Annotated in this window: 18 protein-coding genes and 1 riboswitch; of the genes, 9 read left to right on the plus strand and 9 right to left on the minus strand. The window is 53.9% G+C overall.

Annotation, left to right across the window (positions count from 1 at the left end):
- The first annotated feature begins 51 nt into the window (after positions 1-51).
- Positions 52-2,232, plus strand: coding sequence for a catalase/peroxidase HPI (katG, locus tag ACLJZ5_RS19490; protein WP_024797951.1), 2,181 nt, complete (start codon positions 52-54; stop codon positions 2,230-2,232).
- Between the two features lie 57 nt (positions 2,233-2,289).
- Here katG and ACLJZ5_RS19495 read toward each other — a convergent pair whose 3' ends face one another.
- The 7 genes from ACLJZ5_RS19495 to argE all read right to left on the minus strand — a co-directional run bounded on the left by ACLJZ5_RS19495 (position 2,290) and on the right by argE (position 12,339).
- The gene (locus ACLJZ5_RS19495; RefSeq protein ID WP_000666692.1) at positions 2,290-2,913 is read right to left on the minus strand and encodes a DUF1287 domain-containing protein; all 624 of its coding nucleotides are present in this window, start codon (positions 2,911-2,913) and stop codon (positions 2,290-2,292) included.
- Between the two features lie 258 nt (positions 2,914-3,171).
- Positions 3,172-4,275: a glycerol dehydrogenase gene (locus ACLJZ5_RS19500; RefSeq protein ID WP_024797952.1), complete on the minus strand. Its 1,104-nt coding sequence runs from the start codon at positions 4,273-4,275 to the stop codon at positions 3,172-3,174.
- 11 nt (positions 4,276-4,286) lie between these two features.
- On the minus strand, positions 4,287-4,949 hold the full coding sequence (gene fsa, locus ACLJZ5_RS19505) for a fructose-6-phosphate aldolase (protein ID WP_000424861.1): 663 nt from the start codon (positions 4,947-4,949) through the stop codon (positions 4,287-4,289).
- Between the two features lie 254 nt (positions 4,950-5,203).
- Entirely contained in the window at positions 5,204-6,040 is an 837-nt protein-coding gene (locus ACLJZ5_RS19510; RefSeq protein ID WP_000274595.1) for a helix-turn-helix transcriptional regulator, read from the minus strand.
- Between the two features lie 160 nt (positions 6,041-6,200).
- Positions 6,201-7,934, minus strand: coding sequence for a phosphoethanolamine transferase CptA (locus tag ACLJZ5_RS19515; RefSeq protein ID WP_001192092.1), 1,734 nt, complete (start codon positions 7,932-7,934; stop codon positions 6,201-6,203).
- 210 nt (positions 7,935-8,144) lie between these two features.
- On the minus strand, positions 8,145-10,796 hold the full coding sequence (gene ppc, locus ACLJZ5_RS19520) for a phosphoenolpyruvate carboxylase (protein ID WP_001005548.1): 2,652 nt from the start codon (positions 10,794-10,796) through the stop codon (positions 8,145-8,147).
- Between the two features lie 391 nt (positions 10,797-11,187).
- On the minus strand, positions 11,188-12,339 hold the full coding sequence (gene argE, locus ACLJZ5_RS19525; protein WP_000800208.1) for an acetylornithine deacetylase: 1,152 nt from the start codon (positions 12,337-12,339) through the stop codon (positions 11,188-11,190).
- An 88-nt stretch (positions 12,340-12,427) separates the two neighbouring features.
- On the opposite strand from argE, the gene argC reads away from it, so the two are divergent.
- The 4 genes from argC to oxyR all read left to right on the plus strand — a co-directional run bounded on the left by argC (position 12,428) and on the right by oxyR (position 16,911).
- On the plus strand, positions 12,428-13,432 hold the full coding sequence (argC, locus tag ACLJZ5_RS19530) for an N-acetyl-gamma-glutamyl-phosphate reductase (RefSeq protein WP_024797953.1): 1,005 nt from the start codon (positions 12,428-12,430) through the stop codon (positions 13,430-13,432).
- 7 nt (positions 13,433-13,439) lie between these two features.
- Entirely contained in the window at positions 13,440-14,216 is a 777-nt protein-coding gene (gene argB, locus ACLJZ5_RS19535) for an acetylglutamate kinase (RefSeq protein ID WP_116526414.1), read from the plus strand.
- A 117-nt stretch (positions 14,217-14,333) separates the two neighbouring features.
- On the plus strand, positions 14,334-15,710 hold the full coding sequence (gene argH / locus ACLJZ5_RS19540) for an argininosuccinate lyase (RefSeq protein WP_001230054.1): 1,377 nt from the start codon (positions 14,334-14,336) through the stop codon (positions 15,708-15,710).
- A gap of 283 nt (positions 15,711-15,993) precedes the next feature.
- The gene (gene oxyR / locus ACLJZ5_RS19545; protein ID WP_001025919.1) at positions 15,994-16,911 is read left to right on the plus strand and encodes a DNA-binding transcriptional regulator OxyR; all 918 of its coding nucleotides are present in this window, start codon (positions 15,994-15,996) and stop codon (positions 16,909-16,911) included.
- Here oxyR and sthA read toward each other — a convergent pair.
- Complete coding sequence (gene sthA / locus ACLJZ5_RS19550; protein WP_001120789.1) at positions 16,894-18,294, minus strand: Si-specific NAD(P)(+) transhydrogenase; 1,401 nt, start codon at positions 18,292-18,294, stop codon at positions 16,894-16,896. The two genes, oxyR and sthA, sit on opposite strands and share 18 nt — an antisense overlap.
- A gap of 198 nt (positions 18,295-18,492) precedes the next feature.
- On the opposite strand from sthA, the gene fabR reads away from it, so the two are divergent.
- Complete coding sequence (gene fabR, locus ACLJZ5_RS19555; protein ID WP_000971958.1) at positions 18,493-19,128, plus strand: HTH-type transcriptional repressor FabR; 636 nt, start codon at positions 18,493-18,495, stop codon at positions 19,126-19,128.
- A 15-nt stretch (positions 19,129-19,143) separates the two neighbouring features.
- The gene (locus tag ACLJZ5_RS19560; protein ID WP_000813838.1) at positions 19,144-19,503 is read left to right on the plus strand and encodes a YijD family membrane protein; all 360 of its coding nucleotides are present in this window, start codon (positions 19,144-19,146) and stop codon (positions 19,501-19,503) included.
- Between the two features lie 46 nt (positions 19,504-19,549).
- On the opposite strand, the gene trmA is transcribed toward ACLJZ5_RS19560, so the two are convergent.
- Positions 19,550-20,650, minus strand: a complete 1,101-nt coding sequence (gene trmA / locus ACLJZ5_RS19565) for a tRNA (uridine(54)-C5)-methyltransferase TrmA (RefSeq protein ID WP_000186979.1) — start codon at positions 20,648-20,650, stop codon at positions 19,550-19,552.
- A gap of 114 nt (positions 20,651-20,764) precedes the next feature.
- Positions 20,765-20,958: riboswitch (cobalamin riboswitch) on the plus strand.
- 65 nt (positions 20,959-21,023) lie between these two features.
- Here trmA and btuB point away from each other — a divergent pair.
- On the plus strand, positions 21,024-22,868 hold the full coding sequence (gene btuB, locus ACLJZ5_RS19570) for a TonB-dependent vitamin B12 receptor BtuB (protein WP_024797955.1): 1,845 nt from the start codon (positions 21,024-21,026) through the stop codon (positions 22,866-22,868).
- On the plus strand, positions 22,813-23,664 hold the full coding sequence (gene murI, locus ACLJZ5_RS19575; protein ID WP_000201804.1) for a glutamate racemase: 852 nt from the start codon (positions 22,813-22,815) through the stop codon (positions 23,662-23,664). Before btuB ends, murI begins: the two co-directional genes overlap by 56 nt.
- Positions 23,665-24,103: the final 439 nt, after the last annotated feature.

Below are 24,103 nucleotides of genomic sequence, written 5' to 3' on the forward strand. Positions count from 1 at the left end.
TTTGCTCCTGGTGTATATCGTAACGGTAACACTTTAAAAGGGAGCTGAGATATGAGCACGACCGACGATACCCATAACACGTTATCCGCTGGAAAATGTCCTTTCCATCATGGGGGGCATGACCGAAGCGCAGGCGCAGGGACAGCCAGCCGCGACTGGTGGCCGAACCAACTTCGCGTGGATCTTTTGAATCAACATTCCAACCGTTCTAATCCGTTGGGTGAAGACTTTGACTACCGCAAAGAGTTTAGCAAGTTAGACTACTCCGCTCTGAAAGGGGATCTCAAGGCGCTGCTGACCGATTCACAACCGTGGTGGCCCGCCGACTGGGGCAGCTATGTCGGTTTGTTTATTCGTATGGCCTGGCATGGCGCTGGCACCTACCGTTCTATTGATGGTCGTGGCGGCGCAGGTCGTGGTCAACAGCGTTTTGCGCCGCTTAACTCCTGGCCGGATAACGTCAGCCTGGATAAGGCGCGTCGTTTGTTGTGGCCGATTAAGCAGAAATATGGCCAGAAAATTTCCTGGGCCGACCTGTTTATTCTGGCGGGTAACGTGGCGCTGGAAAACTCCGGCTTCCGTACCTTCGGTTTCGGCGCCGGGCGTGAAGATGTCTGGGAACCGGATCTGGATGTGAACTGGGGCGATGAAAAAGCCTGGTTGACTCACCGACACCCTGAAGCGCTGGCAAAAGCGCCGCTGGGCGCGACCGAGATGGGCCTTATCTACGTTAACCCGGAAGGGCCGGATCACAGTGGCGAACCACTTTCTGCCGCCGCCGCCATTCGCGCTACCTTTGGCAATATGGGGATGAACGACGAAGAGACCGTGGCGTTGATCGCTGGCGGGCATACCCTCGGTAAAACCCACGGCGCGGCAGCGGCATCCCATGTAGGGGCCGATCCGGAAGCCGCGCCGATTGAAGCGCAGGGCTTAGGTTGGGCCAGCAGCTATGGTAGCGGCGTTGGCGCGGATGCTATCACCTCCGGGCTGGAAGTGGTCTGGACGCAGACGCCGACCCAGTGGAGCAACTATTTCTTCGAGAACCTGTTCAAATATGAGTGGGTACAAACCCGTAGTCCGGCTGGCGCTATCCAGTTTGAAGCGGTAGACGCGCCGGATATCATCCCGGACCCGTTCGATCCGTCGAAAAAACGTAAGCCAACCATGCTGGTCACCGATCTGACGCTGCGTTTTGATCCGGAGTTCGAGAAGATTTCCCGCCGTTTCCTTAACGATCCGCAGGCCTTTAATGAAGCCTTTGCTCGTGCCTGGTTCAAACTGACGCACAGAGATATGGGACCAAAAGCGCGTTACATCGGACCGGAAGTGCCGAAAGAAGATCTGATCTGGCAAGATCCGTTGCCGCAACCGCTCTACCAGCCAACGCAGGAAGACATTATCAACCTGAAAGCGGCGATCGCTGCATCCGGGCTTTCTATTAGCGAGATGGTTTCGGTTGCCTGGGCATCCGCGTCTACTTTCCGCGGCGGCGATAAGCGTGGCGGCGCTAACGGCGCGCGTCTGGCATTAGCGCCTCAGCGCGACTGGGATGTTAACGCTGTTGCGGCTCGCGTTCTGCCGGTATTAGAAGCGCTCCAGAAAACGACGAATAAAGCCTCGCTGGCCGATATTATTGTGCTGGCGGGCGTGGTCGGTATCGAGCAGGCGGCCGCTGCTGCGGGTGTCAGCATCAGCGTACCTTTTGCGCCGGGCCGGGTGGATGCGCGTCAGGATCAGACCGACATCGAGATGTTCTCGCTGCTTGAACCGATTGCCGATGGATTCCGTAACTATCGTGCGCGTCTGGATGTGTCGACGACCGAATCGCTGTTGATTGATAAAGCGCAGCAGTTAACGTTGACCGCGCCGGAAATGACGGTACTGGTTGGCGGGATGCGTGTGCTGGGAACCAACTTTGACGGCAGCCAGAACGGTGTCTTTACCGACAGACCGGGCGTGCTCAGCACAGACTTCTTCGCTAATCTGCTGGATATGCGTTACGAGTGGAAACCGACCGACGAATCTAATGAGCTGTTCGAAGGCCGGGATCGTCTGACTGGCGAGGTGAAATACACGGCGACCCGCGCCGATCTGGTGTTTGGTTCCAACTCCGTACTGCGCGCGCTGGCGGAAGTTTACGCGTGTAGCGATGCGCACGAGAAGTTTGTGAAGGACTTCGTCGCGGCATGGGTGAAAGTGATGAACCTGGACCGTTTCGATCTGCAATAATCTGATAGGTTAATTCGTCAGCGGCTGCTATTCGGTAGTCGCTGACTTTTTCCGCGTTTAATGCGAAAAATAACGAAAATGCCCCGTTACTTTCCAGTTAAATAATACATCTTCCTCCTGTGCTCCCGCGCCTATGTTATGCACAACCAGCGGCACCCCTTCAGGCGTGACGTTCAGGGATACCACGCCAATATGCGCAAGGCCGTTATCCAGTCGCCAGGAGACAATATCTCCCGGTTGATAATCGCTATATTTATCTGTCACCGGCAACGCTTTGTTTTGACGCTGGAACCAGGTTTCCAGATTCGGAACGCGGCGATGGTCGATATTGCTGTCCGGGCGTTTCAGCTTCCAGTTATTCGGGTAGGCAGAGAAATGCGCCTGCATGTCTTCATGTACCCGTTTCTGTAAATCAACCTGCTGACTGCGCAGCGCGCGGATGACGACATCTGCACATACGCCACGCTCCAGCGGAAGATCGCCATTCGGATAATCCAGACGAACATAGGCAGCATCATAAAATAGCGTCTTACCTATTTGCGTCCCGGCACTTTGGGCGATTGCAGCATTAGTTTGCGCCTGAACGGTTATTGGTCTGGTATCAGAGCGTGGCGAATGATGAGAGGTATGGCTAATAAAAAAAGCAGCAAGAATACCGATAAGTGCCTGTGCGAATTTCATCTTCTTCGTCCGTGAAGTGTGTCAGTACGTCATTTGACTTTCCGCGGAGAGAATGGTGCGTGATAAAAAAGTCTATTTCAGGACAAAATGGACTGATTCCAGGCTATGGAATACCTGATGATGGCGCTTCGCTTACCCGGCCTGGATGATTGGATAACAAGGCCAGATAAGGTGCCTGTGTCGATATTTGGCAAATGAATTCTGTTGGGTCAGCAAGCTGAAATACTCCTGACTATCGTCAGGAGTATTGCTCAGACCTTATTCCCATTCCTGCAAGAAGCGTTGACCGTACTGGTCGGCGACCAGCAGCGCGGCGTACACTTCATCCGGCGTTGCGCCGCCAGGCATGTTATGAATAGTTTCACCTTCTGCGCAGGAGGCTTCCGCGACGGTGCGCATTTTGGCCGGGATATCCTGTTTAATATCCAGTTGCGCCAGCGTAATCGGCAGGCCAACGGAATGGCACAGCGCCGCAACGGTTTCGATTTCTTCGACCGGCGCGTTTTCCAGCACCAGTTGCGCCAGCGTACCGAAAGCGACCTTCTCACCGTGATAATAGTGGTGCGCATCCGGAATCGCCGTTAAACCGTTATGAATCGCGTGCGCTGCGGCCAGACCGCCGCTTTCAAAACCGACCCCGCTCAGGTAGGTGTTGGCTTCGATGACGCGTTCCAGCGCTGGCGTGACGACGTGCTGTTCGGCGGCCAACATGGCTTTTTCGCCTTCTTCGATCAGCGTGTTATAGCATAGCTCCGCCAGCGCCAGCGCGGCCTGTGTACACTTACCGCCCGCCATTGTGGTGGCGCCGCTGCGTGAGCAGGCGCGCGCTTCAAACCAGGTCGCCAGCGCATCGCCGATACCGGCTGCCAGCAGACGCGCCGGCGCGCCCGCCACTATCTGCGTATCGACAATGACCATATTCGGGTTATGCGGCAGCAGCAGATAACGGTCAAACTCACCGGCATCCGTATAAATAACCGAGAGCGCGCTGCACGGTGCGTCGGTAGAGGCGATGGTCGGCGCGATAGCGACCGGGACGTTCATAAAGTGCGCCAGCGCTTTGGCGGTATCCAGCGTTTTACCGCCGCCGATACCCAGTACGGCGCCACACTGACTTTTTTCGGCGACGGCGCGCAGCCTGTCGATCTCATTTTGCGAACATTCGCCGCTAAACGGGGCGATTTCTACTGACAAACCGGCATCCGTCAGGCTTTTGCGCAGCGTCTCTTCGGCAAATCCCAGCACGAATTTATCGCCCACAACCAGCCAGTTGTTCGCCATTGGTTTTAAATAATCGCCAAGACGCGCGATGACGTTTGCACCCTGAATATACTTACCTGGTGACTGAATAATGCGATCCATACATTTCTCCCCTACAGGTTCAGATTACCAAAAGCGTTTTTCCAGTCTTGCTCAAACTTCTCTATTGCTGACTCTACCGCAGGCGTATTGAGCATTTGTTGCGCTACATCTAAAGGAAGGGTAATCGCCTGGCAACCTGCCAGTAAGCAATCCAGCGCCTGCCGCGGCGTTTTAAAGCTGGCCGCCAGCACCATGCTGTCAGGCGCGTGATGTTCCAGTAGCGTTTGCAGCTCCTGAACCATACGAATGCCATCGCCGCCCTGCGCATCAACGCGGTTGACGTAGGGAGCGACATATTTTGCGCCCGCCAGCGCCGCCAGCAGGCCCTGCGATGCGCTGTAGACGGCGGTGCCCAGCGTCACGATGCCTTCTTTTTTCAGCAATTTAATCGCTGCAAGACCTTCGGCGGTCACCGGAATTTTAACCACAATGCCGGGGATGGCGTTATTCAGCCGTTTGGCTTCTTCCACCATCCCTTTCGCGTCGCGGCTCATGGTCTGCGCAAATAAAGTGCCTTCTTCGCCGATGGCGTTTTGCAGCCTGGGCAGCACATCCCAGATAGGTTCTTTGCTGGCTGCCACAATGCTTGGATTGGTGGTGACGCCGGCAATCGGGAAAATGCGCGCCAGACGTTCAACTTCCGCCACGTTAGCGGTATCCAGATAGAGTTCCATAGTCTTTCTCTTCGTGAGTTTTCGTTATGGACAGGATAAAGGAGCGTGCCCCGGATACGCTATGTGACAAATCTGCCAAAAACTGGACAAATGTGATGCTCTTGGTAAAGTGTGATTTACTTCACAAGTTGGTGATGATTAACGTATAACGTGCTGTTGTATGCCATGTGGGGGAGTGAGGTTTTTGCATTGATATTACAATAATCCAGTAAATGCGCGTTTTATCTACTGTATTCTCTTTACTGGCGTGTGGATTATTTCTCCGTTAGCTGGCTGTGATACTGGCGGCGATACTCCGACGGCGAGCGTTCCGTATTTTTGCGAAACAGGCGGCAGAAATAGTTACTGTCGACAAAGCCACAACGGTGCGCCACCTCTTTCACTTTCAGGTCATAACCCTTCAGCAACGTTTTGGCGTGTTCCAGTCGCGTATGGTTCAGGTATTCGTTAAAGCCGATGGCCCCCGTTTTCTGGAACAGGTGCGAGAGGTAATTTGGCGAGATATAAAACGCCTGTGCTACCGATTCGCGCGTCAACGGCGCGGCGTAGCGTTCATCAATATACTCCCGAATGGCTTCAAAAAGCGCGCGGCTGCGGGAGGCGGTCTGGATTTGGCTGCCGAGCAGATCGCGGCAATGGCTTAGTAGGCTGGCGACAATCAATCTGGCCGTTTGCTGCTCTTGCGGCTGCATCTGCATCTCATTAAGCGTTTGTAACAGGAACGAGCCGATACGCGGGCCGCGGCGCGCAACGTGCTGTTTCGTGAGGTTTTGATGCTGCTGACCGTCCCAGTGGACCACGCTGAAACCTAACTGCTGTTTGCCAAACAGAATGCTCAGGGTGGTGACGGGCGTTTGCCACTGCGGGATGTTCCAGCCGCCAGCCGGAACGTAGAGAACATCGCAAGGAATGAGCGGGGCGGTAATGCTCATATCAGTAAGCTCGCCCTCCAGCACAATCTCCAGCCGCGGAAAATCCACCTGGTACGCCAGTTCCGGCGCTGGGCCGCTGGCGCTGGCAAAATAAATCTGGCGCAGCGGCAGCGGGCCGTTGATGAGACGGGAGAGAAGGTGGCTGACGTCGTGATACATGATAATCCCCTGCCGATCGCAAACAGAGGAAACAGTAACGTCGAAAACCGATGTCCTCAAGCGATTATTGCCGGATAGCGGCGCTTTGCGCCTTATCCGGACTACGGGAGAGAAGAACACCAGGCCCGATAAGCGTTAGCGTTATCGGGCAGCATATAGGCTATTGATTACCGACCTGATCGCCATACGGCAACGTATCATAATCAATCAGCGCGTTTTTCTTATACGGGTTGCCAATCCAGCGCGTGGTCTCTTTGAACTGCGGGTTGGTGATGGAACGCGTCGGGTCGTAGCCATCATAGGTCAGGCCCGCTAAGTCCGACCAGGTATGGATAAGCTCGGAACTGCTGTACTTACGATCGACATCCTGTGAGAAGTCGCGCGGATGCGCCGCCTGCCATTTCTCTGAGGTCCACAGCAGGAACGGCACCGTATACATATGACGGGTTGGCGAATCTTCGTTTCGTCCCTGCGTCTTATGCGGCGGCGTGTCATACACTTCTTCACCGTGGTCGGAGAAGTAGAGCAGGAAACCGTTCGGATCGGTCGCTTTATAGTCCTTAATCAGGCTGGCGACAACATAGTCGTTATACAGGTTCGCGTTATCGTAATCGTTATACGATTCCAGTTCGTCGCTGCTTAATCCCGGCGGAACATGGTCGGTTTTACCATCAAACTTGCCCTGGTTTTCTGGATAGCGGAACTTGTATTTAATATGCGTTCCCAGCAGATGCACAATAATGAATTTTTTCGGCGCCGGGTCGGCTAACACCGCTTTAAACGGCGCCAGCACGTTGCTGTCATATTCGCGTGCGCTTTGAGTGCGCTGCTGGTTCATATAGAACTGCTTATCAGTCTGCTTAGAGAACACGGTTAGCATGGTATTACGCGCCGTCATCGTCTGCTGGTTAGTGATCCAGAAGGTTTTATACCCGGCCTGTTTCATCATATTCATCAGCGATGGCTTCGTCAGATACCAGTCCGGGTTCTTTTCGTCCGCGAACGTTAGCGCCTGTTGCAGAATCTCAATGGTGTATGGTCGCGAAGTTACCACGTTATTAAACACGGTCAGCCCGGGGTCGGTTTTATGCAGCGCGTCCAGTTCCGGCGTGGTTTCGCGCGGATAACCGTACAGGCTCATACGGCCACGCTGGGTCGATTCGCCAATCACCAGTACCAGCGTGCGCGGCGCATCGCCGGAGTGGTCCTGGAAGTTAGCCAGCGGCGGCAGGGCATCGTTTTCATTCAGCAGTTTATTCAGCGAAGCGAGCTGTAAACGGTACTGATAGTAGCCAGTAATAAATTGCCACGGCGCGGCGGGCTCCATTCGTGACGCCAGGCTATCCAGCGTTTTCTCCATCGACTTATGCTTGATAAAGGTATTCATCGCGATGGGATGGAGGATCAGCCCGTACAGCAGGGCAAACGACACCAGATAGCGCCAGGGGGATGGAATATAAACAGGGCGCAGACGTGTCCACAGCAGAATCGCCGCTACCGTATAAGCCAGCGCGACAAGAACAATTTTCAGACTGAAATATTGGCTTAAATATTCGCTGGCTTCATTGGCGTTGGTTTCAAACATCACAAACAGCACGCTTTGCGAGAACTCCTGCCCGTAGATTACGTAATAGCTCAGTGCCGCCAGCGAGGCGGCCCAAAGTACGACGCCAATAACGGCAGCAATAACCCGGATGCGGCCTGGAAACAGAAAGACCGGGATCAGCCACAGTGAGCTGTACAGTAGCGAATCCCGCAGACCGTTTGTCCCACTGTATCCGGTGAGATAAATAATGGCCTGCAGGAGGGTGGAAAAGAACCAAAAGTAGAGCAGTGCCCAGCCCAGGGCTTTCCAGCTAAACGCGGGTTTAGTCTGGAGTAATGTGGATTGCATAATGAGAGCCTGTCTTTAATCGTAGCGCCAAACGTAACGCCTGAACCTTAAAAGAATCTGAAGCAAACCTGCTTTATGCCGCACGTTTTGCTAAGAAAGATTTACAAATGCATAAAATGCAGACAGGAATATATTGAAAAAATGACGAGGATGACAGCAGTATTTCATGCCGCCCCCACATAACTGCGTGAGGGCGGCTTTCTTTTGGCGTTAGCCGGTGTTGCGCATACCGGCGGCGACGCCCGCAATCGTGACCATCAACGCCTGTTCGACGCGAGGATCGGGCGATTTGCCCTGCTCTTCAGTCAGACGGGAACGATACAGCAACTCGGCCTGCAACACGTTTAATGGATCGGTATAAACGTTTCTTAACTGAATGGACTCCGCAATCCACGGTAAGTCGGCCATCAGGTGCGAATCGTTGGCAATCGCCAGCACCACTTTAATGTCTTCTTCCAGCAGGTCTCGTAGCTCTTTGCCCAGCGGCCATAGCGTTTTCGCCACCAGACGCTGATCGTAATAGTCGGCCAGCCACAGGTCGGCTTTCGAGAATACCATTTCCAGCATCCCAAGACGCGTGGAGAAGAACGGCCAGTCGCGGCACATGGCTTCCAGTTCGCTTTGTTTACCGTCTTCCACCACTTTTTGCAGCGCAGTACCCGCGCCCAGCCAGGCTGGCAGCATCAGGCGGTTTTGCGTCCAGGCGAAGATCCACGGAATCGCGCGCAGCGATTCGACGCCGCCAGTTGGACGACGTTTCGCCGGACGTGAGCCGAGCGGCAATTTGCCCAGCTCTTGCTCCGGCGTCGCGGAGCGGAAGTACGGTACAAAGTCTTTATTTTCGCGCACGTAGCCGCGGTAGGTTTCACAGGAGATGACGGAAAGCTCATCCATAATATGACGCCAGCTGTCTTTCGGTTCCGGCGGCGGCAGCAGGTTTGCTTCCAGAATTGCGCTGGTGTAGAGCGACAGGCTGCTGACGGTGACTTCCGGCAGGCCGTATTTGAAGCGGATCATCTCGCCCTGCTCGGTCACGCGCAGACCGCCTTTCAGACTGCCTGGCGGTTGCGAAAGCAGCGCCGCGTGGGCTGGCGCGCCGCCACGGCCAATAGAGCCGCCGCGGCCATGGAAGAGGGTGAGCTCAATGCCAGCTTTTTCACAAGTTTTGATCAGGGCGTCCTGCGCCTGATACTGCGCCCATGACGCGGCCATAACGCCGGCGTCTTTTGCCGAGTCGGAGTAGCCGATCATGACCATCTGCTTACCCTGAATCAGCCCGCGATACCAGTCGATATTCAACAACTGGGTCATCACGTCGTCGGCATTGTTCAGGTCGTCGAGGGTTTCGAACAGCGGCGCGACCGGCATGGCAAAGCCGATACCTGCCTCTTTCAGCAGCAGATGCACAGCCAGCACATCAGACGGCGTTTTCGCCATTGAAATTACGTAGGCGGCGATCGACCCTTTTGGCGCTTCGGCAATAACCTTGCAGGTTTCAAGCACTTCGCGGGTATCGTTGCTCGGCTCCCAGTTACGCGGCAGCAGCGGACGTTTGGAGTTCAGTTCGCGGATCAGGAAGGCCTGCTTGTCGGCTTCCGACCAGCTTTCGTAGTCGCCAATACCAAGGTAGCGGGTAATTTCGCCCAGCGCTTCGGTATGGCGGGTGCTCTCCTGACGGATATCAATACGCACCAGCGGTACGCCGAAACACTTCACGCGGCGGAGCGTGTCGAGTAACTCGCCGTTGGCGATAATGCCCATGCCGCAGGCCTGTAACGACTGGTAGCAGGCGTACAGAGGTTCCCAGAGCTGCTCGTTTTGCGTCAGCAGGCCAGCCGGTTTGGGCAGCTTCTCGCCTTTCAGACGCGCTTCCAGCCAGGACTGGGTCGCCATCAGACGGGCGCGCAATTTTTTCATCAGATAGCGATACGGTTCAGACGCGCCTTCTTCGCCCACTAACGCCAGCAGCTCCGGCGTGGCGTCGACCATCGACAGTTCTGATACCAGAACATGAATGTCTTTCAGGAACAGATCGGTGGCTTTCCAGCGGCTTAACAAGAGCACGTGGCGGGTGATATCCGCCGTCACGTTCGGGTTGCCGTCACGGTCGCCGCCCATCCAGGAGGTAAAACGTACCGGCACAAAATCCACCGGCAATTTGTAGCCGAGATTTTCTTCCAGCTGTTCGTTCAGTTCACGCAGATAGTTAGGTACGCCCTGCCACAGGCTGTTCTCAACCACGGCGAAGCCCCATTTGGCTTCATCCACCGGGCTTGGGCGCTGCTTGCGGATCTCATCCGTATGCCAGGATTGGGCAATCAACTGGCGCAGGCGACGCATCACCTGGTGGCGTTCGTAGTCGGCGATATCGGTATTATCAAGCTGTTTCAGACAGTTATTGATTTCACCCATCTTGTGAATAAGCGTACGGCGGGTAATTTCTGTCGGGTGGGCGGTTAGCACCAACTCCAAAGACAGCGACTCTACCGCTTTTTTGATGGTTGCGTCGTTGAGGTCCGGTTGGTTTTTCAGTTTGCGCAGAGTGCGGGCAATCACTTCCGGGTTGCTGGCGGCTTCGCCTTTTGGCGAAATGCTGTGGTATTGCTCGGCAGTATTGGCCAGGTTCAGGAACTGACTAAACGCGCGCGCAACTGGCAGCAGCTCGTCATTAGACAAGTTTTGTAGCGTGGTGAGCAGCTCCTGGCGATTAGCTTCATTGCCGGCGCGTGAAGATTTGGATAGCTTACGGATTGTTTCTACGCGATCAAGAATGTGTTCTCCCAGCGCATCCTTGATGGTTTCTCCCAGCACCTTGCCGAGCATACTGACATTACTACGCAACGCGGAATATTGTTCGTTCATATGATCCCAGACACCCCATCTCTGTTGTAATTGTCCTGCATCTTTCACGCTGCGGCGGCGTTGGCTGCGCTCTCCCACCCAGGTCACTTACTTATGTAAGCTCCCTGGGATGTGCTCGTTTGCCGTCTTGCCGCAACGCGAAATCTTTCGGACCAAGCTTTTTCACATCACTTCTCATCTTTATAAAGCCACGTAAAACCCGTGGCGTCAATTACTGCGAAATCGGTTCAGCAAACGAAAAAATGGCGGTAATTTATTAAAGTTAATTCGCATCGTGCCAAATAAGAAATGCTTATGAACATGTGGCGTAGAGATGCCGGATGGCGCTGCGCTTATCCGGCCTACAAGACGGGGGAGGCCCGGTAAACATCGTGTCACCGGGCAATATGCATTAATGCCAGCAAAAATGGTGTACTACCTGGGTAATCAATTCCCGGGTTGGCTTAATAAAACGCGTTTCGAGATATTCATCCGGCTGATGCGCCTGATTAATTGAGCCCGGACCAAGCACCAGCGTTGGGCATAATGTCTGCATAAACGGCGCTTCAGTACAGTAGTTCACCACGTCGGTTTTTGTTCCCAACAGTTTTTCTACTACTTCAACCAGTTGGTGGTCCGGTGGACACTCGTAACCTGGAATCGGCGGATGTAATTCCGCCACCGTCAGGCGGCCCGGCCAGCGTTCGCTTACCGGGGCCAGCGCGTCGTTAAGCAGTCCATTAAGGTCGTTTAACGTCATGCCCGGCAGTGGACGAATATCCATATGCAATTCGCAGCAGGCGCAGATACGGTTTGAGGCATCGCCGCCGTGGATATGGCCCAGATTCAGCGTTGGATACGGAACGGTAAACGCCTCGTAGTGATACCGCGCTTTCAGCGAGTCACGCAGTTGCATGATATGGCCAATCGCATCGTGCATCAGTTCAATGGCGTTAACCCCACGCGCCGGGTCGCTGGAATGACCGGACTGCCCCAGGACGCGAACGACATTAGAGATATGCCCTTTGTGCGCGCGTATCGGTTGCAACGACGTCGGTTCGCCAATGATCGCGCAGTCCGGACGTAATGCCGTGGTTTCGGAAAAATAACGCGCCCCCGCCATGCTGGTCTCTTCATCGGCGGTCGCCAGAATGTAGAGCGGCTTTTTCAACTTTGTGACGTCAACGTCCCGTAGCGCGTCCAGAATAAAAGCGAAGAAGCCTTTCATATCCGCAGTGCCCAGACCATAGAGCTTATTGTCGTGCTCGGTCAGCGTGAACGGGTCGCGCGTCCAGCGTCCGTCATCAAAGGGAACCGTGTCGGTATGGCCGGTCAGCAGCAAACCGCCCGCGCCATGTCCGGTGCTGGCGAGCATATTAAATTTGTTTCGCGTTCCTGGAACCGGTTGAACCTCTACGTTGAAACCAAGATCGCTGAACCAGCCTGCAAGCAAAGTGATTAAAGACGCATTACTTTGATCCAGGGATTCTTCGGTTGCGCTTATCGACGGTGTGGCAATCAGAGCGCGGTAAATCTCGATAAATGGCGGTAAAACGTTTTTCATTGTTGACACACCTCAGGTCATGATAGTATCAATATTCATGCATTAATTATGAATAAAAATACATTAACGTTGAGCATAAAGGAACCCGATGTTGAATACGCTGATTGTAGGCGCTAGCGGTTATGCGGGCGCAGAGCTTGTAAGCTACGTAAATCGCCACCCACATATGACCATAACCGCTTTGACCGTCTCAGCGCAAAGCAATGATGCAGGAAAGTTAATTTCTGATTTACATCCGCAGTTAAAAGGGATTGTCGACCTGCCATTGCAACCGATGTCGGATGTACGTGACTTTAGCGCAGATGTTGATGTGGTGTTCCTGGCGACAGCGCATGAAGTGAGCCACGATCTGGCGCCGCAGTTTTTACAGGCCGGATGCGTCGTATTCGATCTTTCCGGCGCGTTTCGGGTAAACGATCGCGCCTTCTATGAAAAGTACTACGGATTTACTCATCAGTATCCTGAGCTGCTGGAGCAGGCGGTGTACGGTCTGGCGGAGTGGAATGCCGATAAACTGAACACGGCGAATCTGATTGCGGTTCCTGGTTGCTATCCAACCGCAGCGCAGTTGTCGCTAAAACCGCTGATTGACGGCGGGCTTCTGGATCTGACGCAGTGGCCGGTAATTAATGCCACCAGCGGAGTGAGCGGCGCGGGGCGCAAAGCGGCAATATCGAACAGTTTCTGTGAAGTGAGTTTGCAACCGTATGGCGTGTTTACGCATCGTCATCAGCCGGAAATCACCGCCCATCTGGGCGCGGAGGTCATCTTCACCCCGCATCTGGGGAATTTCCCGCGCGGGATTCTGGAAACCATTACCTGCCGCCTGAAAGCGGGAGTAACCCATGCGCAGGTCGCCGACGTGTTGCAAAAAGCCTATGGCGACAAACCGCTGGTGCGCCTGTATGACAAAGGCGTTCCGGCGTTAAAGAACGTCGTCGGGCTGCCGTTCTGCGATATTGGTTTTGCCGTCCAGGGCGAACATCTGATTGTGGTGGCAACCGAAGATAACTTGTTGAAAGGCGCAGCGGCGCAGGCGGTGCAGTGCGCTAATATTCGTTTTGGCTTCGTTGAAACGCAGTCTCTTATTTAAGGGTGAAATGATGAATCCATTAATTATCAAGCTGGGTGGCGTATTACTGGATAGCGAAGAGGCTCTGGAACGTCTTTTTACCGCGCTGGTCAACTATCGTGAGTCCCATCAGCGTCCGCTGGTGATTGTTCACGGCGGCGGTTGCGTGGTGGATGAGCTGATGAAAGGGCTGAATTTGCCAGTGAAAAAGAAAGACGGCCTGCGCGTGACGCCTGCCGATCAGATTGGCATCATTACCGGCGCGCTGGCGGGAACCGCTAACAAAACTCTGCTGGCCTGGGCGAAGAAACACCATATCGCCTCTGTTGGTCTGTTTCTGGGCGATGGCGACAGCGTAAACGTGACCCAACTCGATGAAGCGTTAGGCCACGTCGGGCTGGCGCAGCCGGGGTCGCCGAAGCTGATTAACATGCTGCTGGAAAACGGCTTTCTGCCGGTGGTCAGCTCCATTGGCGTAACAGACGACGGCCAACTGATGAACGTCAACGCCGATCAGGCGGCAACCGCGCTGGCGGCGACGCTGGGGGCCGGTCTGATCCTGCTTTCCGACGTGAGCGGTATTCTGGACGGCAAAGGCCAGCGTATCGCCGAAATGACGGCGTCCAAAGCCGAGCAGCTTATCGACCAGGGCATTATTACCGACGGGATGATTGTGAAAGTGAATGCGGCTCTCGATGCTGCGCGGGCGCTGGGTCGCCCGGTGGATATCGCTTCCTGGCGTCATGCGGAGCAATTGCCTGCACTGTTTAACGGCACGCCGATTGGCACGCGTATTCTGGCTTAAGTATTTGTTCGCCCGATGGCGGCTGCGCCTTATCGGGCCTGCGTAAACAGAAATTATAGGCCGGATAAGCGTAGCGCCATCCGGCAGTGAAATTCGAAGAATTTAAGGAAGTCTATTATGGCACTTTGGGGTGGGCGTTTTACACAGGCGGCAGACCAGCGGTTTAAACAATTCAATGATTCGTTGCGCTTCGATTACCGTCTGGCGGAGCAGGATATTGTCGGTTCTGTGGCCTGGTCCAAAGCATTGGTCACGGTAGGCGTACTGACTGCCGATGAGCAACGACAGTTGGAAGAAGCGCTGAACGTGCTGCTGGAAGAGGTTCGCGCGAATCCGCAGCAAATCCTGCAAAGCGATGCGGAAGATATCCATAGCTGGGTGGAAGGTAAGCTCATCGACAAAGTGGGTCAGTTGGGTAAAAAGCTGCACACCGGACGCAGCCGTAACGATCAGGTGGCGACGGACCTGAAACTGTGGTGCAAAGAGACGGTGAGGGAACTGCTTACCGCTAACCGCCAGCTACAGAGCGCGCTGGTGGAAACCGCGCAGGCGAACCAGGACGCGGTAATGCCGGGATATACCCATCTGCAACGCGCGCAGCCGGTGACTTTCGCCCACTGGTGTCTCGCGTATGTCGAAATGCTGGCGCGCGATGAAAGCCGCCTGCAGGACACGCTTAAACGTCTGGACGTGAGTCCGCTAGGTTGCGGCGCGTTGGCGGGAACGGCCTATGAAATTGACCGTGAACAATTGGCAGGCTGGCTGGGCTTTACGTCTGCGACCCGCAACAGCCTGGACAGCGTGTCCGATCGTGACCACGTACTGGAACTGCTTTCTGATGCGGCTATCGGCATGGTGCATCTGTCACGCTTCGCGGAAGATCTGATTTTCTTTAATTCTGGTGAAGCGGGCTTTGTAGAGCTTTCTGACCGCGTGACTTCCGGTTCATCGTTAATGCCGCAGAAGAAAAACCCGGACGCGCTGGAGCTGATTCGCGGTAAGTGCGGTCGCGTACAAGGGGCGCTAACCGGCATGATGATGACCTTAAAAGGTCTGCCGCTGGCGTATAACAAAGATATGCAGGAAGACAAAGAAGGGCTGTTCGATGCGCTCGATACCTGGCTTGACTGCCTGCATATGGCGGCGTTGGTGCTGGACGGTATTCAGGTGAAACGCCCACGTTGTCAGGACGCGGCGCAACAGGGGTATGCCAACGCCACGGAGCTGGCGGATTACCTGGTCGCGAAAGGCGTGCCGTTCCGCGAAGCGCACCATATTGTCGGCGAAGCGGTGGTAGAAGCCATTCGCCAGGGTAAGCCGCTGGAAGCGTTGCCGCTGGCCGATTTACAGAAATTCAGCCGCGTGATTGGCGACGATGTGTATCCGATATTGTCTTTGCAGTCGTGTCTGGATAAACGGGCGGCAAAAGGCGGCGTTTCTCCGCAGCAGGTGGCGCAGGCCATCGACGATGCCAGGGCGCGCCTCGCGTTGTAGGCCTTATAAGCGTAGCGCCATCAGGTAATACTGCCCGGCCGAGCATCAGCGACGCCGGGCTTTTTTACGCAAAAAAAAGCGGACCAGAGGTCCGCAAAAGTTCACGTTGGCTTTAGTTATTTCGGGTTCGAGAGATACCCTCTGAACGGGCGGGGTCTTCAAGGGTTAAACGAGAAACCGCTCCGTTCTGTGATGTATTATTAATCAGAAAGGTTGATAGGGATAATCGTTCGTTGCTATGCTACCTATCGCCATGAACTATCGTGGCGACGGAGGATGAATAATGAATATTCGTGATCTTGAATATCTGGTGGCGTTAGCCGAACATCGCCATTTCCGGCGAGCGGCGGACTCCTGTCACGTCAGCCAGCCAACCCTTAGTGGGCAAATACGTAAGCTGGAAGATGAGCTGGGCGTTATGCTGCTGGAGCGTACGAGCCGTAAGGTGCTGTTTACCCAGGCGGGCTTACTGCTGGTGGATCAGGCGCGTACCGTACTGCGTGAGGTCAAGGTGCTCAAGGAGATGGCAAGCCAACAAGGCGAGACGATGTCCGGCCCGCTACATATTGGTTTAATCCCAACGATTGGTCCCTATTTGCTGCCGCTTATCATTCCAATGTTGCACCAGACTTTCCCGAAGCTGGAAATGTATCTGCATGAGGCGCAAACGCATCAGTTGTTAGCGCAACTCGATAGCGGCAAGCTTGACTGCGCTATTCTGGCGCTGGTGAAAGAGAGCGAGGCGTTTATCGAAGTGCCGCTGTTTGATGAGCCCATGATGCTGGCTATTTATGAGGATCATCCGTGGGCGAATCGCGATCGCGTGCCGATGTCCGACCTGGCGGGCGAGAAATTGCTGATGCTGGAAGATGGCCACTGTCTGCGCGATCAGGCGATGGGGTTCTGTTTTGAAGCGGGAGCGGATGAAGATACCCATTTCCGGGCGACCAGTCTGGAAACGCTGCGCAACATGGTGGCGGCGGGCAGTGGTATTACACTACTCCCCGCGCTGGCCGTACCGCAGGAGCGTAAGCGCGACGGCGTGGTTTATCTGCCATGCATTAAGCCGGAGCCGCGTCGTACCGTAGGGCTGGTTTATCGCCCGGGATCGCCGCTGCGTAGCCGTTATGAGCAACTGGCAGAGGCCATCCGTGGCGCAATGGATGGCCATTTCGACAAGGCGTTAAAACAGGCGGTTTAAGCCGTTCAACGCCGCAACCCGATAAGCTTCCGCCATGGTTGGGTAGTTAAAGGTGGTGTTAACGAAGTATTCGATGGTGTTACCGCCACCTTTCTGCTCCATGATCGCCTGGCCGATATGAATAATTTCGGCGGCGCGTTCGCCAAAGCAGTGAATCCCCAGAATTTCTTTGGTTTCGCGGTGGAAGAGAATTTTTAGCGTGCCGACGTTCATGCCGACGATTTGCGCTCGCGCCAGATGCTTAAACTGCGCGCGGCCCACTTCGTAAGGCACTTTCATTGCCGTTAACTGCTGCTCGGTTTTGCCGACAGAACTGATTTCCGGAATGGTATAAATCCCGGTGGGGATATCTTCGATAAGATGTGCGGTCGCTTCGCCTTTCACCAGCGCCTGCGCTGCAATACGTCCCTGATCGTAGGCGGCGGAGGCCAGACTGGGATAGCCAATCACGTCGCCCACCGCATAGACGTGCGGCAGGGCGGTCTGGTACATACTGTTGACTTTGAGCTGTCCACGGCTGTCTGTTTCCAGACCAATATTCTCCAGCGCCAGCGAATCGGTGTTACCGGTACGGCCATTAGCATAGAGCAGGCAGTCAGCCTTCAGTTTTTTACCGGATTTCAGGTGCATGATGACGCCATCATCGCAGCCTTCGATTTTCTCATACTCTTCATTGTGGCGAATAACCACGCCGCTATTCCAGAAATGGTAAGAGAGAGAGTCGGACATCTCCTGATCGAGAAAGGCCAGCAGGCGATCGCGGGTGTTGATTAGATCCACTTTCACATCCATACCGCGGAAGATGGACGCATATTCGCAGCCGATAACGCCGGCGCCGTAAATAATAACGTGGCGCGGTTCATGGTGGAGACTCAGGATTGAGTCGCTGTCATAAATGCGCGGATGCGAGAAATCCACATCATTGGGATGGTAAGGACGCGAACCACAGGCAATAACAAATTTTTCTGCCGTCAGGGTTTCAACCGTGCCGTCATGGCATTCCAGCGCCAGGGTATGTTCGTCAATAAAATGGGCGTTGCCCTGCAAGATTTCACAGTGGTTACGCTCATAAAACCCCTGACGCATACGCGTTTGTTGATTAATCACGTTATCGGCATGATTAAGGATATCGGCGAAAGAAGATCGAAGGAGACGGGAGTGGTCGCTATAGAGCGGGTTTTGATTAAATTCAATAATGCGGCTGACGGCGTGGCGAAGGGCTTTGGATGGGATGGTGCCCCAGTGGGTACATCCGCCGCCAACGTTATGATAACGCTCAATCACCGCGACGCGTGCTCCTTGCTTAACCAGACCCATTGCAGCGCCTTCACCGCCGGGGCCTGACCCTATGACGACTGCATCATAATCCCAGGAATGTGGCATGGTATTACTCACCTGTTTTTATACATAAAATAAACACGATGATAACATTTGCCCAGCTTTAACCCAATTATCGTTGTGCTTTTTTGCGAAGCCGGAGCACAAACTGTCTGTAAACAATCATTCACAATCCAGTGTGAACCCGTTACTTTTATTCTCTGGTATAGTGCCGAATAAGGCATATGGAAGGATTCAGACATTGTGATGGGTGTTAGAGCGCAACAAAAAGAAAAAACCCGGCGTTCGCTGGTGGAAGCCGCATTCAGCCAACTGAGTGCTGAGCGGAGTTTCGCCAGCCTGAGTTTGCGTGAGGTGGCGCGTGAAGCGGGCATTGCGCCAACGTCGTTTTACCGTCATTTTCGCGATGTCGATGAACTCGGTCTGACGATGGTGGATGAAAGCGGTCTGATGCTGCGTCAGTTGATGCGTCAGGCGCGACAGCGCATCGCGAAAGGCGGCAGCGTCATTCGCACGTCGGTCTCCACATTTATGGAGTTTATCGGCAACAACCCCAACGCCTTCCGTCTGTTGTTGCGCGAGCGTTCCGGCACTTCAGCGGCGTTTCGTGCCGCCGTCGCGAGGGAGATTCAGCATTTTATTGCGGAACTTGCCGACTATCTGGAACTCGAAAACCATATGCCGCGCGCGTTTACTGAAGCCCAGGCCGAAGCGATGGTGACTATTGTCTTTAGCGCGGGCGCAGAGGCGTTGGACATCGGCGCTGAACAGCGTCGGCAATTAGAAGAGCGGCTGGTATTGCAACTGCGCATGATTGCGAAAGGGGCGTATTACTGGTATCGCCGTGAGCAAGAGAAAATAGCACATCATTCCGAATAACGTGAAGGACGAGTAATGAAACAGTCAGGTCAAGATAAAGGTACGCTGTTGCTGGCGCTCATCGCTGGCTTATCGATTAACGGCACATTCGCGGCGCTGTTTAGCGCTATTGTGCCGTTCTCCGTATTCCCGGTTATCTCGCTGGTGCTGACGGTATATTGTCTGCATCAGCGCTACCAAAATCGTACTATGCCGGTAGGTTTGCCGGGGTTGGCCGCCGCCTGTTTCATTCTTGGCGTTTTACTGTATAGCACCGTCGTGCGTGCAGAATATCCGGATATTGGCTCTAATTTCTTCCCGGCGGTGCTGTCGGTGATTCTGGTATTCTGGATTGGCTTTAAACTGCGTAACCGCAAGCAGGACACCGCGGAATAGTGTGCGAATGCCGGATGGCGGTATAACCGGCCATCCGACGTACATTTTACCTTGCGGTGAGTAATACCCCGCATTCCATATGATGCGTATACGGGAACTGATCGAATAGCGCCAGGCGAGACACCGTGTGCGTCTGGCTTAACGTTTCCAGGTTTTTGCACAACGTTTCCGGATTGCAGGAAATGTACAGAATACGTGGATAAGCCTGCACCATTTTTTCCGTTTCGCTGTCCAGACCGCTGCGCGGCGGATCGACAAAAATGGTTTCGCACTGATAGCGCTTCAGGTCGATCCCCTGCAGGCGGTTAAACTCACGAACGCCATTCATCGCCTGGGTAAACTCTTCCGCCGCCATGCGAATAATTTGCACATTATCAATATGATTAGCGGCAATATTGTACTGTGCGGCAGCGACGGACGGTTTGGCGATTTCGGTTGCCAGCACGCGGTCAAAATTGCGCGCCAGCGCTAAAGAAAAATTGCCGTTGCCGCAATACAACTCAAGCAGATCGCCTTTTGAGTCTTTCGTCACCTCCAGCGCCCACTCTAACATCTGAATATTCATGGCGGCGTTTGGCTGCGTAAAGCTGTTTTCGACCTGGCGGTAGATCATCTCTTTACCTGCCACAGGCAGACGCTCATCAATATAATCCTGATCCAATTCGATTTTGGTTTTAGTAGCCCGGCCAATCAGGTGTACGTTCAGTCCTTGCGCGCGTAAAGCATCGCGTAACGCAGTGGCGGCTTCACGCCACTCTTCGTCCAGCTTCTTATGGTACAGCAACGACACTACCGCCTGGTTGCTCAAGGTCGTGAGATAATCGATCTGGAACAGCTTATGCCGCAGTGCATGATTATCGCGCACGCCGGCAATCATCGCCTTCATTAAGGTATTAATCAGTTGGCTGGCCGCCGGGAAGGTGTCAACGCGAATCCGGCTTTTGGTCTGCTGATCAAACATAATGTGGTACAGGTCATCGCCGTCATGCCACAGGCGAAATTCCGCACGCATACGATAGTGACTGACCGGCGAGCGAAATACTTCCGGAACCAGGCCAGAAAACGGCGCCATCATACTCTGCAAGCGCGCCACTTTTTCGGCCAGCTGCGCCTCATACTGTTCTGTCGGAAGATGTTCGGGGGTCATATCGCATCCTGAATAATAAAAGTACGCGGGGATTGTAGGGATTGCTCAGTGGATGTCCAGCTATTGATGATTTCTGATTTGTGATGCGCGGTCTGGACAGGGTGTTGTGACAGACGGTAGCATCCGTGGGCCGGTCCTGTGAGTTAATAGGGAATCCAGTGAAAATCTGGAGCTGACGCGCAGCGGTAAGGAAAGGTGAGATGAGAGCGTAAGCAGACACTGCCTCCGGCGGGAAGTCATCATTTCTGCTATCCAGCCAACGGATAACCCTCCAAGCCCGAAGACCTGCCGGTTAACGTCGCATCTGGTTTTTCATCATCGCGTACTATCGATGAAGCCTGCGGCATCCTTCTTATATTGTGGATGCTTTACAATGATTAAAAAAGCTACGCTGCTGACGGCGTTCTCCGTCACGGCCTTTTCCGCTTGGGCGCAGGACACTAGCCCGGATACCCTGGTTGTTACCGCCAACCGTTTTCAGCAGCCGCGCAGCGCGGTTCTGGCGCCCGTTACCATCGTGACGCGTCAGGATATTGAACGCTGGCAATCGAGCTCCGTAAATGATGTTCTGCGCCGTTTGCCTGGCGTCGATATTGCGCAGAGCGGCGGCGCCGGACAAAACTCCTCCATTTTCATTCGCGGCACCAACTCCAGCCATGTACTGGTATTGATTGACGGCGTGCGTCTGAATTTAGCAGGCGTGAGCGGGTCCGCCGATCTCAGCCAGTTCCCGGTGTCGCTGGTACAGCGCATTGAATATATTCGCGGTCCGCGCTCCGCTATTTATGGTTCTGATGCTATCGGCGGCGTAGTGAATATCATTACGACGCGCGATAACCCAGGCACAACATTAACCGCTGGATGGGGAAGCAATAGCTACCAGAATTACGACCTCTCGACGCAACAGCAACTTGGCGAAAACACGCGGGCGACGTTGATCGGCGATTACGAATACACCAAAGGGTTTGACGTGGTAGCGAAAGGCGGTACCGGGATGCAGGCGCAGCCTGACCGGGACGGCTTTTTGAGTAAAACGCTTTATGGCGCGTTAGAGCATACCTTTTCTGATCGCTGGAGCGGATTCGTGCGTGGTTATGGCTACGATAACCGTACCGATTACGACGCCTATTACTCGCCGGGCTCGCCGCTGATTGATACACGCAAACTTTATAGCCAAAGCTGGGATGCCGGGCTGCGCTTTAATGGCGAACGTATTCAGTCTCAGCTGGTTTCAAGCTATAGCCACAGTAAAGATTACAACTATGATCCGCACTATGGCCGGTATGATACCTCCGCCACGCTGGATGAGATGAAACAGTACAATGTTCAATGGACCAACAGTGTGGTCGTGGGGCACGGTAATGTTGGGGCGGGCGTAGACTGGCAGAAACAGACTACCACGCCAGGTACCGGCTATGTGCCCGAGGGATATGACCAGCGTAATACCGGGGTTTACCTGACAGGATTACAACAATTGGGTGACTTCACTCTGGAAGCGGCGGCGCGCAGTGATGACAACTCCCAGTTTGGTCGTCACGGTACATGGCAAACCAGTGCGGGATGGGAGTTTATAGAAGGTTATCGCTTTATTGCTTCCTACGGAACCTCCTACAAAGCGCCTAATTTAGGCCAACTGTATGGTTATTACGGTAATCCGAACCTGAATCCTGAAAAGAGTAAACAGTGGGAAGGCGCATTTGAAGGGCTAACCGCTGGCGTCAGCTGGCGTATTTCAGGTTATCGTAACGATATTAATGACATGATCGATTATGACGATCATCTGCAAAAATATTACAACGAAGGTAAGGCGCGCATTAAAGGTATTGAGGCGACGGCGAATTTCGATACCGGACCGTTAACGCATACGGTCAGTTACGATTACGTTGATGCGCGTAATGCGATTACCGATACGCCATTACCCCGGCGTTCCAAACAGATGGCAAAATATCAACTTGACTGGGACGTTTACGATTTTGACTGGGGGGTGACATATCAATACCTTGGTTCCCGCTATGATTCGGATTACTCCGCTTACCCATACCGGACGGTAAAAATGGGCGGCGTCAGTTTATGGGATCTTACGGTTGCATATCCGGTCACCTCACATCTGACAGTTCGTGGTAAAATAGCCAACCTGTTCGACAAAGATTACGAGACAGTTTATGGCTACCAAACTGCAGGACGAGAATACACCTTGTCTGGCAGCTACACCTTCTGAACCACGTCCCACCGTGCTGGTATTTGATTCCGGCGTCGGTGGATTGTCGGTCTATGATGAGATTCGGCGGCTCCTGCCGGATCTCCACTATATATATGCTTTCGATAACGTGGCTTTCCCCTACGGGGAAAAGAGCGAAACGTTTATCGTCGAGCGCGTTGTCGAGATTGTGACTGCGGTACAGCAGCGCTATCCCCTTTCACTGGCGGTGATTGCCTGTAATACCGCCAGTACGGTCTCACTTCCCGCATTACGTGAAAAGTTTGCCTTCCCGGTAGTGGGCGTTGTGCCTGCGATTAAACCAGCGGCGCGGCTGACCGCAAATGGCGTCGTCGGGCTACTGGCGACGAGAGCCACGGTCAAACGTCCTTATACTCACGAGCTGATTGCGCGCTTCGCCAATGAATGTCAGATAGCGATGTTGGGGTCGGCAGAACTGGTGGAACTGGCGGAAGCTAAATTACATGGCGATTCGGTATCGCTGGAAGAACTGCGCCGCATATTACGTCCATGGCTACGAATGCCGGAGCCGCCTGACACGGTTGTTCTGGGGTGTACGCATTTCCCTCTATTACGGGACGAGCTTTTGCAAGTCCTGCCCGAAGGGACGCGGTTAGTGGATTCCGGCGCGGCGATAGCGCGTCGTACAGCCTGGCTGTTGGAACATGAAGCGCCGGATGCGAAATCAACCGATGCCAATATTGCTTATTGCATGGCAATGACGCCAGGAGCTGAACAATTATTACCCGTTTTACAGCGTTATGGCTTTGAAACGCTCGAAAAACTGGCGGTTTAATGGCGTTTTGGGTAAATACCAGGCACTTGAAAAATTATTTTAAATTTCCTCTTGTCAGGCAGAAATAACTCCCTATAATGCGCCACCACTGACACGGAACAACGGCACACAGGCCGCCGGGTCAGCGGGGTTCAGACCAGAACCTCACGGAGAAAAGCGAAAATAAACGCTTGACTCTGAAGCGGGAAAGCGTAATATGCACACCCCGCGCCGCTGAGAAAAAGCGAAGCGGCACTGCTCTTTAACAATTTATCAGACAATCTGTGTGGGCACTCGAAGATACGGATTCTTAACGTCCTAGGACGAAAAATGAATACCAAGTCTCAAGAGTGAACACGTAATTCATTACGAAGTTTAATTCATGAGCATCAAACTTTTAAATTGAAGAGTTTGATCATGGCTCAGATTGAACGCTGGCGGCAGGCCTAACACATGCAAG

The sequence above is a fragment of the Salmonella sp. 5800 genome (assembly GCF_046558195.1).
GTDB lineage: Bacteria > Pseudomonadota > Gammaproteobacteria > Enterobacterales > Enterobacteriaceae > Salmonella > Salmonella enterica.